13 protein-coding genes are annotated in these 18807 nt (G+C 46.5%); 2 read left to right on the top strand and 11 right to left on the bottom strand.

Annotated elements, in window-relative coordinates; translation table 11 throughout:
- Positions 1 to 40 precede the first annotated feature (40 nt).
- The 4 genes from WBJ53_RS31320 to WBJ53_RS31305 all read right to left on the bottom strand — a co-directional run bounded on the left by WBJ53_RS31320 (position 41) and on the right by WBJ53_RS31305 (position 6914).
- On the bottom strand, positions 41 to 1321 hold the full coding sequence (locus WBJ53_RS31320) for a pitrilysin family protein (RefSeq protein ID WP_338873742.1): 1281 nt from the start codon (positions 1319 to 1321) through the stop codon (positions 41 to 43).
- A 166-nt stretch (positions 1322 to 1487) separates the two neighbouring features.
- Positions 1488 to 2738 carry a type IX secretion system outer membrane channel protein PorV gene (gene porV, locus WBJ53_RS31315; RefSeq protein ID WP_338873740.1) on the bottom strand — a complete coding sequence of 417 codons (1251 nt, stop codon included), beginning with the start codon at positions 2736 to 2738 and terminating at the stop codon, positions 1488 to 1490.
- Positions 2739 to 2850: 112 nt separating this feature from the next.
- Positions 2851 to 6213, bottom strand: coding sequence for a type IX secretion system sortase PorU (porU, locus tag WBJ53_RS31310; RefSeq protein ID WP_338873738.1), 3363 nt, complete (start codon positions 6211 to 6213; stop codon positions 2851 to 2853).
- Between the two features lie 86 nt (positions 6214 to 6299).
- Positions 6300 to 6914 carry a SprT-like domain-containing protein gene (locus tag WBJ53_RS31305; protein WP_338873736.1) on the bottom strand — a complete coding sequence of 205 codons (615 nt, stop codon included), beginning with the start codon at positions 6912 to 6914 and terminating at the stop codon, positions 6300 to 6302.
- A gap of 61 nt (positions 6915 to 6975) precedes the next feature.
- Between WBJ53_RS31305 and WBJ53_RS31300 the strand changes: the two genes are divergently transcribed.
- Positions 6976 to 7263 carry a hypothetical protein gene (locus tag WBJ53_RS31300; RefSeq protein WP_338873734.1) on the top strand — a complete coding sequence of 96 codons (288 nt, stop codon included), beginning with the start codon at positions 6976 to 6978 and terminating at the stop codon, positions 7261 to 7263.
- A 59-nt stretch (positions 7264 to 7322) separates the two neighbouring features.
- Here WBJ53_RS31300 and WBJ53_RS31295 read toward each other — a convergent pair whose 3' ends face one another.
- The 7 genes from WBJ53_RS31295 to WBJ53_RS31265 form a co-directional block, all read right to left on the bottom strand.
- The gene (locus tag WBJ53_RS31295) at positions 7323 to 7817 is read right to left on the bottom strand and encodes a GtrA family protein (protein ID WP_338873732.1); all 495 of its coding nucleotides are present in this window, start codon (positions 7815 to 7817) and stop codon (positions 7323 to 7325) included.
- A gap of 137 nt (positions 7818 to 7954) precedes the next feature.
- On the bottom strand, positions 7955 to 9361 hold the full coding sequence (locus WBJ53_RS31290; RefSeq protein WP_338873730.1) for an NADH-quinone oxidoreductase subunit N: 1407 nt from the start codon (positions 9359 to 9361) through the stop codon (positions 7955 to 7957).
- A 68-nt stretch (positions 9362 to 9429) separates the two neighbouring features.
- Positions 9430 to 10908 (bottom strand): NADH-quinone oxidoreductase subunit M, encoded by a 1479-nt coding sequence (locus WBJ53_RS31285; protein WP_338873728.1) that lies wholly within the window; start codon positions 10906 to 10908, stop codon positions 9430 to 9432.
- A 67-nt stretch (positions 10909 to 10975) separates the two neighbouring features.
- Positions 10976 to 12904 (bottom strand): NADH-quinone oxidoreductase subunit L, encoded by a 1929-nt coding sequence (gene nuoL / locus WBJ53_RS31280; protein ID WP_338873726.1) that lies wholly within the window; start codon positions 12902 to 12904, stop codon positions 10976 to 10978.
- Positions 12905 to 12985: 81 nt separating this feature from the next.
- Positions 12986 to 13330: an NADH-quinone oxidoreductase subunit NuoK gene (nuoK, locus tag WBJ53_RS31275; protein ID WP_046577146.1), complete on the bottom strand. Its 345-nt coding sequence runs from the start codon at positions 13328 to 13330 to the stop codon at positions 12986 to 12988.
- A gap of 141 nt (positions 13331 to 13471) precedes the next feature.
- The gene (locus tag WBJ53_RS31270; RefSeq protein ID WP_338873721.1) at positions 13472 to 14293 is read right to left on the bottom strand and encodes a 3'-5' exonuclease; all 822 of its coding nucleotides are present in this window, start codon (positions 14291 to 14293) and stop codon (positions 13472 to 13474) included.
- A gap of 76 nt (positions 14294 to 14369) precedes the next feature.
- Positions 14370 to 15962 (bottom strand): FAD-dependent oxidoreductase, encoded by a 1593-nt coding sequence (locus WBJ53_RS31265; RefSeq protein WP_338873719.1) that lies wholly within the window; start codon positions 15960 to 15962, stop codon positions 14370 to 14372.
- Between the two features lie 240 nt (positions 15963 to 16202).
- Here WBJ53_RS31265 and WBJ53_RS31260 point away from each other — a divergent pair, with 240 nt between their 5' ends.
- On the top strand, positions 16203 to 18770 hold the full coding sequence (locus WBJ53_RS31260) for a TonB-dependent receptor (RefSeq protein WP_338873717.1): 2568 nt from the start codon (positions 16203 to 16205) through the stop codon (positions 18768 to 18770).
- Positions 18771 to 18807 lie beyond the last annotated feature (37 nt).

Here is an 18807-nt window from a genome sequence, read left to right as displayed (position 1 = left end):
TTTATAACAATTCAGTTACTAAATAAATTTCCTGCCGATGCTATTTTCCGCCAACGACCACTTCTTGTAAGCTACTGTCGATCAGGTATTGGTTGGCCATTGCCATAATATCTTCTGGCGTTACGGATCGAATTCGTTCAATATAGGTCGTTAGAAAATTGGCTGGCATACCATCCAGCAATATAACTTTATAGCGATCTGCTATTTCGAACGGTGTGTTAAGCGATCCCACAAATTCGCCTGCCATAAAATTCTTGACAGTATCCAGTTCTTGCTGACCAACCGGTTCGGTTTGAAGGATTCGGATTTCTTTACGAATCTCATCGAGTGTTTGCTGGGTATTTTCTTTGTTCACATCGGTCCCGATCAGGAAATAGCCATCTCGTCGAAACGAAGGCATGTTTGAGGAAATCCCATACGTAAATCCTTTTTCTTCCCGAATGTTTTTCATGAGTCGGGAGCCAAAATACCCACCCAATACCTCGTTTGTGACCAGCATCCTGAAAAAATCGGGATGTGCTCTCGTAAATAATCGACGACCGACCCGAATGGAGGATTGAACGCTGTCGGACTTTTCGGCCAATATGGGCAAATGGTCTTCTCCAGCTATGGTGTGGTCAATTGGGCTTACTTCATTTTTTTGAATGGGAAACTGGCCGAGCGCGCGATTTATCAGAATAACTTCAGTTTCGGAGGCATGCCCTGCCAGCAGTATCTGGTAGGGGCGATTACGAATATCCTGTTCGTAAAAATCGACAATACTTTCGCGGGATAGTTGTTCGATAATCTCAGGGCGCTGGCTACGGCCATAAGGGTGTTGCGCACCAAACAGTTGTTTACGAAACAAAACTCCGGCTAGATAGGCATTCTTTTCGTAGTTGACCCGCAAATTCTGGAGTGTGATGTTTCGCAGGTCTTCCAGTTCTTTTTGCGGAAATGTCGACTCAGTTAGTAACTCCCGAAGCAGGGGTAAAATATCAGGCAAAAATTTTGTCAGGCAATAAATGACTACACTTGCCCGATCAGGTCCGCTATTTAGTTCCAGGAAAGCGCCATACCGGTCAAAATATTCGCTAATCTGTGCCGAGGAGCGATTAGCTGTTCCTTCGGTCAGCATTTTAAAGGCGAAAAAAGAGGTGCCGGGTATCTTTTCCTGCCAGGTGCCCGCTTCGAATATACACTCGATTCGTAATACGGGCTGATGAGGAACATCGATTAAATAAAGAGGAATACCATTATCTAATGAAAATGTCTGGAAGGCCGGAAGACGGACCTCCTGAATTATCTGAAATGCAGGCGATTGAGTTCTGTCAAGTACCATTAAATTCTTTGGGATAAAGAAAATGGCATTTCAGTTCCGAAATGCCATTTCTATAGTATGGTTCGAAATTAATTCAGGTTGCGAAATGGCCTACGAGAGATTCTGTTCGCAATGTCGTGCTGCTAATTGAATATTCATATTGATTTCAACTACAAATAGCTCATGCTTAATTGAAATCGTCGTTGCTGGCGTCGGTATCGTCGTCTGAGCCGACGGCACCAGAACTATTGAAGTTCAGGATCAGCGAAATTCGGAACGTATTGGCCAGTGCATTACCCTGCTTCACCGGCAGCAAATACGAGAAATCGACGCCAAACCGTTGTTGTAACCGCAAGCCAATACCCGTTGTAAAATATTTACGTCCGCCTTTTGCATTCGATTCGCCGAAATAACCAGCCCGAACAGCGAACTGATCATTGTACCAATATTCTACGCCTGTTGACACCGTAAACTCTTTTAATTCCTCACTGAAACCGCCGGGAGCATCGGCAAAAGAACCAAACACTGCACTAAAGTAGTTTCGGTCGGGGTCTTTACCACGGGCAATCTGATACTTGGTTGGGTTCGTACCCGCTATAGGAATAAGATTCCCGTTGGCATCGCGTGCATATTCGGGCGGAGTAGGCACCATCAGTTTATTGACGTCGGCTACGAAGTTGAATTTATTGTACTGATCAGCATAGTAGGTAAGTGCTGTTCCTAACCGCAGGTTGGTTGGGATAAAGTACCGTTGCGTTCCACCGTAGCTGATTCGGCCACCCAGATTTGAAATCATACCTCCGAATGCCCATCCGAAGCCTTTGCCGGTAGCGTTATCGCGCGCTTCATCGCGATAAAAGGCGCTAATGTCGGCAGCGGCTGTTCCGCCCGGTTTCAGACCAACGTTGGCTGCACCGGCAGCCAGGTTAGAGTTCAGGTATTTGAGGTCGACCCCTAACGAGAAATTTTGCGATAACCGCTGCGAAAACGAAGCCGTTACGGCGTATTCGCGCGAGTTGAAGGTTCCGGCAGCTACTCCTGTTGCCGTTGTGAAATTTACGGTTCCCAGGTCAAAGTACATTAAGGAGCCACCTATCACTGAGTTTTTCCCTATTTTGGAGTAGCCCGACAGATAGGTATAATACATATCGCCAATCAGTTGTCGTAGCCAGGGTGTATAGGAAATAGCAGCACCTTTGCTCTGTTTGGCAAATACCAATTTCGAAGGATTCCAAAAGATCGCGTTAGCATCAGCATCTCCCAGAGCAACCCCAGCTTCGCCTAAGGCGCCTGAGCGGGCATCGGGCGTAAAGTTTAAAAAGGGTACTGCTGAGGTTGGAATTCCAAGGTTGGAACCAGACAGCGTAGTTTGGGCAAAAAGAACAGAAGGAAAGACACTACAAACGGCAAAAATTACACGGGAGAAATTGCGCTTCATACAAAGTGTGTTGCTCAACAACAACGACTGGTTGTGGTGAATGGGACAGCCCTGAACGGTCAAAATTACAACGATTCGTTGGATTAGAAAAAATGGTTATTTCAACCGGTGATCATTTTAATAAAATTAGTCGGCCACTTCCATCAGCAGTTGAGCCATCAACTGTTGACTGAATGTGAAGTCTATATACGTATAAACCATTTGGTGCGGTTTGTCCTGCTTCAGTCAGACCATTCCACGTTCCAATTTCAAGGGATGCCGAACAGTCGCTACACTGCCCTTGCTGCTGACTGAACATACGCCCGCTCAGATCGAAAATCTGAAATGTCCAGTCGAGCGGTTCACCCGAACGATTATGTACAATTGATACTTTCGTATCGGTTATTACTGGATTCGGACTCGCCTGAATCAATTGCAAACGTAGCCCCGGCTTACCAGAAACTACTAAGCTCAACGTGCCCTCAGTAGAATTATTGTTAATGTCCCATGCTTTTACCTGAACGGAATAAGTGCCGGGAGCAACGTTCTGAAACGTATAAACAGCTTCGCCCTGACGCCCGTCGTTGCTATTGGCAACGTAGAAGTCATTGAGAATAACCGGTTCCTGACCACTAAATTGAGCTGTCAGCTCATGCCCAAGTCCAGCACGGGCAATATTTATACCTTCATTATCAGACAAGGTAACATGCAGGGTTATGGCAGGTCCGGCAACCAGAATCTGGTCATTGCTTGCCACGCCCCCTTCTACCGACAACTGCATCGCCGGGGGCTCCGTATCGGGGTTATCGACAATCATACTTCCTCCCACCCGCAGGCTGTCGTAGCTCCCCAGTGCATCCAGTAAACTATCGCTTCGGATTGCATAAGCATATAGCTTAGCCCGGCCAACCGAATAATTAATATCCTTCGGCATCACAAAACGAGTCGTAAACCGGCCATTCTGTACGGTTACTTCTCCCGCAAAAAGTGTGCTGGTATAAGCTTGGTAACTCATTTTTGCACTTTCGGTCCCTAATGTAGTCTGAGTTGTTGCCTTATCATAGAGAGTTAGTTTGACTTTCCCCGAAAAATCGGACAATCGTGCACCCAGTTGTTGAATTTCGCCTGTTAGTTCAACCGTTTGTAAGGCCCGGAGTGTATCTATCCGATTTATTGATACGGGTTGCCCATTCACATTCGTAATAGCAACCTGTGCCTGTGGGTATGCTAAACGCATAGAGGGGTCGCCTAAGAGTGCAAAATTACGATTCACCGGCCCAACCAGACTGGCATTTTTGGTCAATCGGGTCACATCGCCAAGCCTGGGCATTTGATTGTTGATAGGCGAAAAAACAGCTTTATAAAAAGAGGTATTTAAAACCAGATTTGTGTTTGCATAAACTGGCCGGGTTGTTGTAAGCAAACCAATAGCCCCTCCCAACCGGCTCAACAAGGCCAGTTCGGCACCCGAGTTGGTAGTAGGATCATCGTAGCGTCCAAATTGACAAGTGGCAGTTATGAATAAAGGCAGTCGCCGGTTTTTCCATGACAAAATATCCTGTAATGTTACCACCTGCTCGTCGGCTAACGTTTCAATACCACCATGCCCACTATAATTAATCATTAAACGTCCGTCAGAAATTCCCTGGTTAATCAGCTCATTAACGGTCGGTGATTTCTGCCCATCCGACGTTATTTCCTGTGGATAAGCATCCATAAAAATACGCTCAGGGCGGTATGCGGGCGAATTGGTTTCGATGAGGGTTGCCAGGGAGTTGGCATCCTGCTGATGAATATTATAGTCGCCATCGTCGGCAACAAGCATTACTTTGGTTTGCCAGTCGCCCGCCAGCGTTGGATCGGAACTATACCGAATCAGCTTGTCGACAACCGTTTTGGCTTCATCGCTCGATTTTACGGGCAAACGCCCTACGCCAATATCCATCTGATAATCGCCCGCAGCAGTTTCTGGCCATTCTCCTTCCTGTTCATCCATGAACCCGAAATAATCGTCGGACGAATAGCTCAGGACAGGATGGAGGGATTCATAACTTTCATAAACCGGTACTGTATTGGCCAATTGGGTGTTGTTGAGTAACTGACTGATATTACGGTAATCGAATGTAGCATCGCCAAACAGTAATAAATATCGAAGCTGCCCCGGTTGTTTCAGATAAAAGTAACGGGTAGCGTCCCGAATAGCCGTTAAATCGGCCTGGCCCGATGCAAATTCGTTATATACTTCCTGTGTCGTAACAACCTGCACCGACAGTTGATCATGTTCCTTCCGAAAAGCGGCCAATCGTTGGGCCTGATCTTTCCAGGCCGCAGGCGTAACAATCAATAAATTGGGTGTCGACAAATCCGATAAATTCTGATTGGCAATAAGCCGCAATGATGCTGCTGTTTTAACCTGATTGTCGGTAAACAAAAAATAGTCGCCAGCACTCTCCGATACCCACCTGGCTACCTGATCGGTTGCTAACGAATAGAGCTGGGTTAGGGGAGTTAGCGGGTTTGTAATATTCCAGATTCGTAAGCCAGTAGTAGCCTGTTTCACTCCGCATTGTCCGGCAGCTACCCAACGAGCCCAAAGGGGTTGAGCATATTGTCTGAGTTCCCGCTGTGTTTGAATGCTCAGGTAATTTAAATAGCCCGAAGCCGATAGCTGGCCTTTTTTCTGAAAAGTTAGCTTAAGATGAATCGTTTCGGAAGTAGTGGCGGGTTTTAACCAGAATGTATCTGTTCGGATCACTCCCTGATAATCATATTCATTTCCCGATATGCTCGATACCGGTAATATTCCTGCCTGCTGGTCGTTTAACTGCAAGCTAAATTGGGTTGGCGACAGGGCACCGGCCATAACAGAAGCTGCTATCCGAACGGGTGAACCCGCTACCTGCCCCGATACATCGAATGGAATATCTTTTAGTGTATCGGTGGTCATGTATTCGCCAAACCACTCGCGGCCCGAACGGACGGATTGTACCTTCAGTAAATCCTGTTCATGAAACTGATAGTCGATACATGTGTTAATGGTTGGCAAGCCTGATAGGGTTCCTGCTGCATGTTCTGCAATGCGCAATCCGGGCGAGCTGCCAATGGTAAGAAAATAAAATGTAGTATCGGAATAGGGATTAATCTGGTGTTTGAATCGCTGAGCTACTGAGTCATAGCGAACCGTATGAGGACTTTGCCCAAAAAAAAGCAGGGCATCGCCCGAGTCAAAGCGGCCGTCTGCTTCCCCAGTAACCTGAACCGCATTTTCAAGTAAGCCTGTAGGGCGCGGAGACGCATTCGATTGCGGCAGAGCCGCACCTCCATTTCCATAAAGCCGAAATAGGCGCGGGTCGGCCGAGCCAAAAGCCGGATTCAGGCGGGTTAGTGTAGTTTGGTCAATTCGATATACGCCCGATTCCGTTACACCAATTTTGATCCATATACCGTTGCCAAGTACTGATTGCGCACGTACCTTCGGTGGGGTTGTAACTAGCAAACAATGAATGATAGCGAGCCCAATCACGTTTAAGCAACGATTGCTTGTTAGCTTCGAGGTTCTTCTGATTCTACAGCTACCCTTATTCATGTTTCGCTAATTTCTACCCAGGCATGAGCCAGAATAGCATATGATTTGCCCGATGAGGTTTCTTTGCAGAGAACGCGTGTTCGGCGTAGCGCTCCCCGTATAAATGTCTTTTTATCAAACTGAAAAGCAGTGCCTTCTGGTATGTCGCGCAGTAATATTCGCCCGTTAGCAAACCGAGCCGATTGGTGAGTATCCGCTTTTCTGAGCGCTGTCATCAGCGCCGGATTTGCATAGGTTGTTGCCGCTGGTTTGAGCATATAGTGTTGTAGAGGAAGCAAAATGTCAACCGGAAAAATGGTTTCGTTCAGCAAGGGTTGCATGAGCCGCTGAAAGGCCGTTTGCCAGGCTTTTCCATGAGGCTGTACGCGTCTGCGATACGACCGATACACATCGGCATGGGCAACTTCATGCACAAACGTAATCAGAAACGCATACGGGTTAAGGTCGTTGTTAACAGTAATCTGTAGTTTGCCATGCGGAAGCGCCCGGAAATCCCCTAACCGTGTCCGACGCGGTTTAACAATCCGAAAGTCGAAAGTATAGTGCTGCCAGAGCTGTCGGCAGTAGGTAGCAGTTCCTATTGGGAAATAGGTTGTAAATACGTCTGTCAAAGTCTGAACAATAAAAAAAGCCTTATAAAAATAAGGCTTTTTTTATTGTTCAGGGAAGCTAATGGCTTACTTCGCGCTGTCAGAAACAGCAGTAGCAGCCGAATCAACCATAGTAGCAGCCGAATCCGTAGCCATTGTGGTGGTGTCGGTCGACATAGTAGCAGTTGAATCTGCAGCAGCTTCTTCTGTTTTAGGTTTGCTTTGGCAAGCAGCAAAGGTCAGCATGCTGCCTACGAATAATAAAGCGAAAACTTTTTTCATTGCCTTTTGGTGGTATTTTAAGGTTTGCGGTAGCAAATATACCTTTTTTCTAAATAATGCAAATGTAGATGTATTATTTTCTAAATAATAGCTAAGGGTCTAAGAATAGTGCAGAAAGGAATAAAACAAAACGAAGATGAGCTACACTTATAATTGCTCTTCATTTTGCCGGGGTGCTCGTGCGCGTAGCTTATCATATACGCCAGTACTACGAAAGGTCAGTAGTTTGTGCCCAAAATAATTTGCCATAAAACTCATGCCCATACCAACTACATGAGAGCCTTTTTCGCGCCATAGGTCAGAGGCAGTAGGGAAGAGTGGATTGGCAACCCATTCCAGCGTATACTTGGACACGTAAACCTGAACAATAAGGGCTACCAGCGCAATAACCAGAAACTTAATAGCCTCGCGGGCGGTGTTGCCTGTTTTGGCAGCGGCAAAAGCATATCGTTTGGTTGGTAAAAACGTAAGAACTGTGGCTGTCAGATAGCCACAAAGAACACTGGTAGCGTAGTCGAAGTAGTTCCGGTAAAATATCTGGCTAACGAAATTGATAGATGCTCCCAGCAAAGCCGTTAGAAAAAATGAGAAAATATCCTTATACTCCTTAGGCTTTGGCTGTTCTATGCTGCTCACGTTCACTGTTTTACCCGAGAAAAGACGCTGAACTTATCGATTTACTTTTCTTCCTACGGCTCAAAAATACAACTTTGATGCCAATCGCGTATGTAATCGGGATTGATAAATTAGGCTACGGCTTAAATTTAAGTAGCAGATTATTAGAACAAACCCTGTAATAAACCCGGCGCAATTCCTAAGCCAAGTGTTAGAATTGTGGCCGCCAGAAGCACATATCGATAGAACGGCGCAACCAGAATGGGCTCCGTTGCACCATCGCGAAAATACATAGCAATGATTACCCGGAAGTAGTAATAAATACCAACAGCCGACATCAGAACCGCCACTACTAATAACCAGATTTGGCCACGCTCAACGGCTGTTGAAAACATATAAAACTTCCCCCAGAACCCCGCCGTTAATGGAATGCCAGCCAGCGAGAGCATCGAAACAGTCATCGCAAAGCCAAGAAGCGGATTTTGTCGAGCCAGTCCATTAAATGAATCGAAGTTTTCAGTTGTTACACCATCGCCCGAGAAGGTTTGCGTTGCCCGTTGTTGTGCTACCAGAAGCAGTACGCCAAAAGCTGAGATTGTGGCGATCGAATAGGCCAGTGAGTAAAACACAATTGCCTGTTTAGTTTGCGTACCTAAGGCCGCTAAGCCGATAAGCAGATAACCAGCATGAGAAATGCTCGAATAGGCCATCATTCGCTTAAAGCTATTCTGATAAACGGCCGTAATGTTGCCAGCAACGAGTGTTAAGGCCGTAATAATTGCCAGAATTGTCCACCAGAAGGTATAGACACCGCCAAACGATACCGAAAGTAACCGGAATAGGGCCGCAAAGCCAGCCGTTTTTACAACCGTCGACATAAAGGCCGTAAAGATCGTAGGGGCACCATCGTAGACATCGGGGGTCCAGAAATGGAAGGGGGCCGCCGACACTTTAAACAGCAAACCAATCAGCAACATGAGCAAGCCTACATAGAGGAGTAGGGATAAGCCCATTTGTGGATTGGCTGCATAAGAGCCAATACCCGTGATTGTGAATGTGCCGGTGGCTCCATACAACAGCGCCATGCCAAACAGCATAATGCCGGTAGCGAATGACCCCATCAGCAGGTATTTCAGAGCGGCTTCGTTTGATCGCAGATTACGCTTATCGCTACCCGTAAGTACATACATGGCAACCGACAGGATTTCGACACCTACGAATAACATAATCAGATTTTCGAAACCCATCATGATGATGGCACCTACCAGCGAAAACAGAATAATACTGTAATATTCGGCTGGCTGAGCTGATTCGTCCCGAAGAAAATTACTCGACAAGGCTACGACCATAAATGCAGACCCCAGCACAATAGCCGTAAAGACCATTGTCAGGTTGCTGGTTCGCAGCATATCATTGAAATAGAGATAGGTTTTGTTCCAGTCGAGGAAATTGACAGCCAGCGCAATCAGCAGGAATAGTAGTGTAGCTGGCAATAGCACTGCTCTAGACTTCAAAAAGCCTAAAAACAGGAGTATAATACCAAAAATCGACAACAGAACGATGGGAAGCATATTATTTGCGTTTTCAGTTTTCCGATCAAGGCTCTGACTGGAAAACGGTCTAACTACTACAGTTTAATTTATTTCATAGACACCGTTGTGGTGCCGATGTATTTCATCAGATTGGCAACGGCTGGTTCCGTAACGTGTAAAAATGTATGCGGATAAACTCCAATCCAGAAAACCATAACCACTAAAGGAACAAATACCCAGCTTTCGGTACTGGTTAGGTCACTAAATGATTCTGTTCGCATAGATGTTGGACCAAACATGCTTTTCTGAAACATCCGCAGCATATAAACCGCACCAAATATGATGGTAAAGCCAGCTGCTAATCCCAGATAATGATTGTAAGTAAAGACGCCATGCAACAGCAGGAACTCGCCAATAAACCCGTTTGTGAGGGGCAACGCAACACTGCCCAGCATCATAATCATAAAGAAGACGGTCAGCTTGGGTGTGGTTTGTGTAATGCCGCCAAGCTGATCGAGCTGGCGTGTATTTGTTCGTGAGAAAATCACATCGGCGGCAAAAAATAAGCCAACAACATTAATCCCGTGGGCCAGCATCTGTACCAGCGCTCCCTGCATACCGGTTTCAGTTTGCGAAAATACCCCCGCTGCCATTAGGCCAACGTGCGAAAACGACGAGTAGGCAATCAGTCGTTTCATATCGCGCTGACGAATAGCGATAATCGCACCATAAATAATGCCAATTACCGACAAAATAATGGCTGTTTTACCCCAGGTGGCAACGCCCAGCGGAACTATGGGCAGAATAAAGCGGATCAAACCATAAATACCCATTTTGAGCATGATACCAGCCAGCAGCATCGTGGCTGGCGTTGGCGATTCAACATAGGTATCGGGTTGCCAGGTATGGAATGGGAACACTGGCATTTTGATGGCAAAGGCAATAAAGAATGCCCAGAATACCCAGTTTTGGGCTTCGGGCGTTAGTTTTAGCTTATAAAAATCTTCGATTGCTGCCGAATGGGCTGCCATGGCAGTTGGTGGCGTCTGGTAGTATAAATACACTAGAGCCAGCAACATGAACAAACTGCCGAAGATGGTATAAATGAAGAATTTAAACGTAACCGGAATCCGGTTTTCGCCACCCCACATAGCAGCCAGAAAATAAATAGGAATCAGTGCTGCTTCGAAGAAGAGATAGAACAAAAAGCCATCGCGGGCTGTGAACACGCCCACCAGCGCAGCCTGCATATAGAGCATCAGCGCATAGAATGTAGAGGGGCGGTCGTAGCTCCGGTTGAAGGTCGATAGAATAATGAACGGAACTAGTAAGCCAGTTAGTAATACCAGCAAAACGCTGATTCCATCGATTCCTGCACTGAAACGAATGCCCATCGAGCCCAGCCAGGGGTAGTCGAAACCAAACTGCGATGTAGCATCCGGCTTAAAGGCAAAAAATGCGTAACCTGCTAAAACCAATTCGACCAACGCAGCTACTAAAGCCGCTTGTTTTACGCGTTCGCCCCGAAAAAGCAGAATCAGTGTAGCAGCTACGGTAGGATAAAGAATCAGAAAAAGTGTAAGCATCGTAAACAAGTTTTCAGTTGTTCGTTTTCAGTTAAGCTTAACCGAAAACCGGGCACAGTATACCGTTCTAAAACCGAATGAAAAATCGTAGTGCAAAAATGGCGGCAATACTTAACACCATTGCAAAAACATAAAAGCCAATAGAACCACTCTGGAGCAACCGAAGTTGAGCTGCACTTTGGCGTACCAGCCAGGCAACACCATTAACAATACCATCGATAACCCCTTCGCCAAAGCTATATAAGGCATCGCCCAGCCCACGAATAGGCCGAACGATGACGGCATCGTACAATTCATCGACGTAGTATTTGTTATAAACAAGCTGTTCGGGGCCTGACCGTTCGGCCGTATCAGCTACTGGAACAGCACCACGGCTAATGTACATAACATAGGCTATAACAAGGGCCAGTAGGGCAACGCCAGCCGAAACGGCCATGAGTATGTATTCGGTGCTATGTTCAATTGTCGATTCGGCAAAGGCTTCTGGATTAACGTGCCGCGAACCTTCGAACAAAGGTGCCATAAAATCGCCCAACCAACCTGAACCTGGCAGATTCAGCCCGCCACCAATGGCCGACAGAATTGCCAGAATAACCAGCGGTGCGGTCATGGTTGCTGGCGACTCGTGCAGGTGATGGCGCTGTTCTTCAGTTCCTCTGAATTCGCCAAAGAATGTCAGGAACAACAGACGGAACATATAGAAGGACGTAAGTCCTGAACCCAGAACGCCTAGTGCCCACAAGATTTTGTTGTGTTCGAAAACGTGTGCCAGAATTTCATCTTTTGAGAAGAAACCGGCAAATGGGGGTAAGCCCGAGATGGCAATGGTTCCGATCAGGAACGTAATAAACGTAATTGGCAACGCTTTCCGCAAACCACCCATCTTACGAATATCCTGTTCGTCGGACATGGCGTGGATCACACTACCGGCACCAAGGAACAGGAGTGCTTTGAAGAATGCGTGCGTAATGACGTGGAACATGCCCGCTGTATAAGCTGTTGCACTTAAGCCCAGGAACATATAACCGAGTTGCGATACGGTCGAATAGGCAAGCACTTTCTTAATATCGTTCTGAAGCAGACCAATAGATGCGGCAAGGAGCGCTGTAGCAATGGCAATGATGCCAACAATTTCCAGCGTCAATGGGGCCAGCGTATAGAGAACATTTGACCGAACGACCATGTAGATTCCGGCAGTCACCATTGTTGCCGCATGGATCAGCGCCGAAACCGGGGTTGGGCCAGCCATTGCATCGGGTAGCCAGGTATAGAGCGGAATCTGAGCCGATTTGCCCATAGCACCAACAAAAAGGAGGATGGTAATGAGCAGCACCGTACTGTCGCCAATTTCCAGACTGGTTGCCTGTTTGAAAATATCGACATACTCAACCGTACCGAAGGTATTGATGAGTAGGAATATGCCTAACAAAAAGCCCAAATCGCCAATTCGGTTCATGACAAAGGCTTTCCGGGCGGCATTGTTGTAGTTTATATTTTTGTTCCAGAAGCCAATAAGCAGATAGGAACACAAGCCAACACCTTCCCAACCGATGAACATAATTACATAGTTGGAGCCCATTACGAGCAGCAACATGAAAAAAATGAACAGGTTCAGGAAAGCCATAAACTTGCCAAACCCTTCGTCGTGGTGCATGTAGCCGATGCTATAGAGGTGAATCAGCGTACCTACACCCGTTACAACCAGCAACATCAACAACGATAACTGGTCGATCTGGAAGGAGAAATTAATGTGTAAATCGCCAACGCTAATCCAGTCGAAAAGAGTGGCAACCAGCGGTGCTTCGCTGCCTGTGCGACCAGCATTACCGATAAACGCACCAAATAAATAAGCCGAGGTTAAGAAGGAAGCCAGGACCGCTATTGTGGCAATGGCTCCCACCAGACCGTTTGGTACCCGACGAAAACCAATACCGTTGATGAGAAATCCAATCAGCGGAAAAAGCGGAATTAGCGCACAGAGTAATTCTATTTGCATGAAATTGTTTGACGTTTACGGTCTACGATTCACGGGGTAGGGCCGTATTCAGCCCGCTAAACCGTGAACTGAAAACTTATTTCACCATTTCAACTTATTAAGCAATCCGACGTCGATTGATCGGGTATTTCGGTAAATCATGACAATAATAGCCAGACCAACCGATACTTCGGCTGCGGCTACTGCCATAATAAAAAAGACGAATACCTGCCCCGACGAGTCGGAACGGTAGGACGAAAAGGCGATCAATAATAAGTTAACGGCGTTCAACATCAATTCAATAGACATGAAAATGATGATGGCATTACGCCGGGTCAGAACACCAATAATGCCGATAACGAACAGCGCGGTGCTGAGGATCAGATAATACGTGAGCGGTATTTGCTGAATGACTTCCGGAATGAGGACGTCCTGCGTGGGTTGCATGGCTTGCCGGTTAATAGAAAGTGCCGCAAATGTAAAGATTATTCGGGCTTGCTCAAATTCAGGTGACTAAGGTAGGTGGCGAATTGAAGTATAAATAGGGCAGATTCGAAAAATTTAACCTCTATTTTATGTGATTACTGCCTATTTTCTTCCATTTCCGTTACTAAACATGCGCAGCCGGATTTCGGTTAAGCGCCGTTTCGTGTCGAGTGGAAATTCACCTTTTAGCATCCAGTCATAGAAAGATGGCTCTTTTTTGAGCACTTCCAGCACGGGTAGCCCTTTATGTTTGCCGAAATTAAAAACTTCTTCGCCTTTACCGTTTGTAATAATTCGGCCCGCCAAATCAACATTATTATTGGCCGTAAGGCTGTGAAGCATGTCGATGTCGTTTTCAAAAATAATATCCTGCCCGCTGTCAGTTTTGGCAACCATGCCCCGATAGCGTTGGACCTGGGCATTCAATACTTCGAGCGAAGCAATTGTATCGGCTTCGGCTCCATGAGCACCAATCAGATCTTTGTTGCAATAAAATTTGTAGGCTGCTGTTAAGTTGCGGGGTTCCATGAGATGAAAAATCCGCTGGGCATCAACCATCCGGCGATTTTTCATCTCAAAATCAACATTGGCCCGCAAAAATTCTTCGACTAATAATGGGACATCGAAACGATTGCTGTTAAAACCAGCCAGATCGCATCCTTCCATAAACTGCGCCAGCGTTCGGGCAACCGTCTTAAAAGGAGGAGCGTCCTTTACGTCGTCGTCATAAATTCCATGAATTAAGCTCGATTCAAGTGGAATCGGCATACCTGGATTTACACGCTGGCTTTTGCTAATGACCTCACCATTGGGCATTGCTTTCACAATGCAGATGTCAATGATACGGTCTTTAGCAACATTGATGCCTGTCGTTTCCAGATCAAAAAAAGCCAGCGGCTTTTTGAGGGCAAGTTGATGCGTCATAACCAAACCGTTTTTAGCACGGTCTGGTCACAAAGTTAAACGTTCTGGCTAACAAGTAGCGTCTGAAATGTTGACATCATGCTGCTGACGATGCTTTTTTCAGCAATTCGGTCCATTTTATTCCTTGCTGAGCCTTATCGGCCGATGGTAGTCGACCTTCCTGCATCAATTCTTTTATCGCAATTATGTCCTGATCCCGCTTCAGGCCAGCCGCAGCCTTAATCTGGTTATTCTGAATATACAAGGCCAAAAACGACTCATCTGTTTCGGGGTCGCCGTCGTATAAAATAGTATCGAAGTCCTTTGCATGGCCAATATAATTGATGCGTTTTCCCTGTTGATTGGTCCAGAAAAATGGAACTGCATCGTAAGCAATTTCTTTACCAGCCATATTCAGTCCGGCAATATGCCCTTGCAGTCCGGCAACTTTCCAATGTTCGATGCGTTGTGATCCATCGGCGGTTGGATAGTATGCTATATCACCAGCGGCATATAAACCATCAGCTATTTGTAAATAGGCATCAGTTTGTACTCCGCCGTCTTTTTTTAATGGAATATCTTTCAAAAAATGAGTATTGGGTTTTACGCCTAACCCAAGTAGAACCACATCGGCCGGAAGCCGTTCGCCAGTATCAAGCAAAACGGCATTTACGGACTCAGTTCCTTCTAAAGTACTAACCTGACGCCCCAGATGAAACCGAATGCCTTCTTTTTCGTGCCAGTGTTGCACTATCTGTCCAATTTTTTGCCCCAGTATTTTGGCGAATGGAACGGGCTCCGGGCCAACAACATCAATTTCTGCACCGAGCTTTCGCAAACTCATGGCACCTTCCAGGCCAATAAATGAACTGCCAACAATAACGATCCGTTTACCTGGCTGCCCCAACTCGCGCAACTGCTGGCTATCGTGCAGGCTCCTAAGTGTATAAACGCCTTTCAAATTGGAGTCTAAGCCCGGCAAGACATTAGGTTTGCCACCTGAGCAAATGAGAGATTTGTCATAGTGAATAGCCTCGCCAGAATCTAATATGATTTGTTTCGATTTAGAGTCTACGGCCGAAACGTGTACGTTTGTGCGGATTTCGATGCCATAATCCTGATAAAATTCATCAGTGCGGAGGGGCATCCACTCGTCGGGAGCTTGCCCCTGCAAATAATCTTTTGAACAGTTTGGGCGGTCGTACGGCCCTTCCTGACTGGCCGTCAGTATTACAATTTTCCCCGTAAAGCCACCTTCTCGCAAACCCTCTGCTGCAAAGGCTGCCGCACCTCCTCCTCCAACAATAACGTAGGTCTCCATATTGGCATCGTCCGGCGCTGCCATTGGATTCTCCAGGCTTTCTTTATCAGTTGTTAGTCGTACAAATACCTGATCGCCTTCTAGCCGCACTTCATGCATAGGCAGTCCGTTTAATGCTGGTGATTCGAGTCGATGTCCATTCCGAATATCGAAGCAGGCATTATGCCAGGGACAAACTAATCGATTCCCATTTAATATTCCTTTTGCCAAAGGAGCCTGGTAGTGTGAGCATTTTGGGTGAAGAGCATAGAACTGGCCATCGACACGCGCCAGTAATACGTCAGTATCTCCCACACGAACTTCTTTGAGTTGGCCGTCTGCCAGTTCATCGATCTGGCAAACGGCGGCTTCAGTGTAGTTAGCGATCATATCCGATTAGGTTTATCCTATAAACCAGAAAGCCGGTTGGTTTGATTGAATGAATCGCAACAATTGATCGGATTCTAAAGCGCTATGGCTTTTTATGAAGTAAAGTGACTAGTCGCAACAAACAGGTATTTAGTCTGTATTTGTTTACAGATTCTGCCAATAATGGTTACTAGCAATTTCGCCTTTCGTCTAAAAAAGACACTGAGTTACAATTGTTTAAATCATTATATTTTCCATTAAATGAATGCAAAAATTCTAATTATTTGTTGTCTGGTATCGATCTCTGCTTTTTCACAAAGCTTGCGCGGTCGGGTTACGGATGCCGCCAACGGAAGTTCATTACCAGGCGTAACGGTTGTTGTGCTTAATATGCAAACGGGCACAACCACAGATGCTGGCGGAAATTTTTCGCTTGAGTTAAATCCTGGTCGCTATACGCTCCGATTTAGTTCGTTAGGGTTTGAAACCGCTGAGCAATCGGTCGTAGTCGAAGCGGGTACGAGAGCAATAACTCAGGCGTTAAAACCTGCTTTAACGAATCTGAATGAGGTAGTCGTAGTCGGATCGCGTAATCTGAACCGCTCTGTTACTGATTCGCCTGCACCCATCGATGTAATCGACGTTCGGCAGGTAACCTCAAAAACGGGCCAGCTCGATGTTAACCAACTACTACAATTTGTTGCGCCTTCGTTCAATTCGAATCGGCAAACCGGTTCCGACGGGGCCGACCACGTAGATCCGGCTACGCTGCGCGGTCTGGGACCCGACCAGACCCTGGTATTGATCAATGGAAAACGGCAGCACCAGTCTTCGCTGGTTACGTTATTTGGAACGCGCGGCCGGGGCAATACGGGTACTGATCTGAATACGATTCCGGCAGCGGCCATCGAACGGATCGAGATTCTTCGTGACGGGGCAGCCGCTCAGTATGGTTCTGATGCCATTGCCGGTGTGATCAACATCGTTCTCAAATCGACTACCAACCAGTTAACGGCAAACGTTAATTATGGCGCTTATCAGGCTAAATATCGTTTCGATGATCAGAAATTTGATGGCGGAAATTTGAATCTGAACGCCAACTATGGCTGGAAAATTGGCAAAAATGGGTTCCTGAACCTAACGGGCGACTATAACCAGCGCGATCATACGAACCGGGCCAACACGCCAGGTATCGATTCGACGCTGCAACGGCGGCAATATGGTGATGCACAAATTAAAAATACGTCGCTGTATGCAAACTCTCAGATTCCGCTCAGTGCGAATACCAATCTGTATGCTTTCGGAGGAATTAATTTTCGGAAAGGCGATGCCTATGCCTGGACCCGGTCGGCCGATAGCCCGCGTAACATTCCCTCAATTTATCCGAACGGATTCGACCCCATTATTACCAGCAACATTACCGACGGTACGTTTGCGGCTGGTGTTCGGACTACTACAAAGCGTGGCTGGAACATCGATTTTGGCAATATTTTTGGCTCGAACCGCTTCGACTACGGCGTAAAGAACACGCTAAACGCATCGATGGGAGCCTCATCGCCACGCGAGTTCAATGCAGGCGGATTTCAATTGCAGCAAAACGTAACGGGCTTGCACTTTACGCGCTTCTTTAAAAACACCTTTCAGGGATTCAACGTAGCGTTTGGGTCGGAGTTCCGGTATGAAAACTATAAGATTTTTGCCGGTGAAGAGGCATCATATAAAGCCTATGATATTACAAAGGCTGCTGGTTCGCAGGGGTTTCCGGGTTTCCAGCCAAGTAATGTGGTTAACCAAAGCCGTACCAACCTGGGTTTATATATTGACACGGAAGCCGATCTGACAAAAGCATTCATGATTGGGGCTGCTGCCCGTTATGAACACTATAGCGATTTTGGAAGTACGATAAACGGTAAACTATCGAGCCGGTTGAAGGTTAGCCCTGGCTTTATGCTTCGGGGAACATTAAGCACCGGCTTCCGGGCACCGTCGCTGGCACAGAAGTATTTCAATTCAACCATTACCAATTTTGTAGGTGGACAACCCATTCAGGTGCAGATTGCTCAGAACGGAAGCGACATCACAAAAGCGCTCGGTGTACCTCCCCTTAAACAGGAAACGTCAGTAAATGCCAGTCTGGGCTTTACGAGCGAATTGGGAAGCGGCTTTACGTTAACCGTCGATGGGTATTATGTTCGCATCAAAGATCGGGTAGTGCTGACTGGGCAGTTTAGCAACGATCTGCCCGAAATTTCCGATGCCCTTAACCAGCTAAATGTAAGCCAGGTGCAGTTTTTTACGAATGCTATTTCGACCCGTACCCGTGGTATCGACATCGTACTGGCTCACCATGCACAGGTTGGAAAGGGGCGTCTGAACACATCGCTGGGCATGAACTTCAACTCGCTTGATACCATCAGCGTTAATACAAACGAAAAGCTTAAGCCTTATAAAGATCTATACTTCGATCTGCGCGAGTACTATTTCGTGAAAGCGTCGGCACCACCATCAAAAATTAACCTGACAGTCGACTACAGCATCGACAAATGGGCGTTTTTAGTGCGCTTTGTGCGGTTTGGCGAGGTGAAACTGGCCAACTGGAATTATGACCCCGTAAATCTGGATATATACCACCCCAAAGTGACGACCGATATGTCGATCTCTTATCGCTTTACTCCGCAGGTAGGATTGTCGATCGGCGGCTCAAATATTTTTAATGTCTATCCAGACCTGCATCGAGCCGATCTTACCGAATCGGGTGGTGCCTGGGATCCGGTTCAGATGGGTATAAATGGTGCGTACTGGTTTGGAAAACTCAATTTTCGGTTTTAGCAATTAATTATTAGTGGCAAATCAATAGTTATTTGAT

Origin of the sequence: Spirosoma sp. SC4-14 (genome assembly GCF_037201965.1) — a bacterium.
Taxonomy (GTDB): domain Bacteria; phylum Bacteroidota; class Bacteroidia; order Cytophagales; family Spirosomataceae; genus Spirosoma.
The sequence above is the reverse complement of the archived record's forward strand: the minus strand, read 5'-3'. Positions and strand labels throughout refer to the sequence as shown.

Bases quoted from the DNA above. Each gene is read 5' to 3' on its own strand.
- WBJ53_RS31270 (WP_338873721.1), bottom strand. From the start codon at position 14,293: ATGACGCATCAACTTGCCCTCAAAAAGCCGCTGGCTTTTTTTGATCTG.
- nuoK (WP_046577146.1), bottom strand. From the start codon at position 13,330: ATGCAACCCACGCAGGACGTCCTCATTCCGGAAGTCATTCAGCAAATA.
- WBJ53_RS31260 (WP_338873717.1), top strand. From the start codon at position 16,203: ATGAATGCAAAAATTCTAATTATTTGTTGTCTGGTATCGATCTCTGCT.
- WBJ53_RS31265 (WP_338873719.1), bottom strand. From the start codon at position 15,962: ATGATCGCTAACTACACTGAAGCCGCCGTTTGCCAGATCGATGAACTG.
- WBJ53_RS31320 (WP_338873742.1), bottom strand. From the start codon at position 1,321: ATGGTACTTGACAGAACTCAATCGCCTGCATTTCAGATAATTCAGGAG.
- porV (WP_338873740.1), bottom strand. From the start codon at position 2,738: ATGAAGCGCAATTTCTCCCGTGTAATTTTTGCCGTTTGTAGTGTCTTT.
- WBJ53_RS31285 (WP_338873728.1), bottom strand. From the start codon at position 10,908: ATGCTTACACTTTTTCTGATTCTTTATCCTACCGTAGCTGCTACACTG.
- nuoL (WP_338873726.1), bottom strand. From the start codon at position 12,904: ATGCAAATAGAATTACTCTGTGCGCTAATTCCGCTTTTTCCGCTGATT.
- WBJ53_RS31290 (WP_338873730.1), bottom strand. From the start codon at position 9,361: ATGCTTCCCATCGTTCTGTTGTCGATTTTTGGTATTATACTCCTGTTT.
- WBJ53_RS31300 (WP_338873734.1), top strand. From the start codon at position 6,976: ATGGCTTACTTCGCGCTGTCAGAAACAGCAGTAGCAGCCGAATCAACC.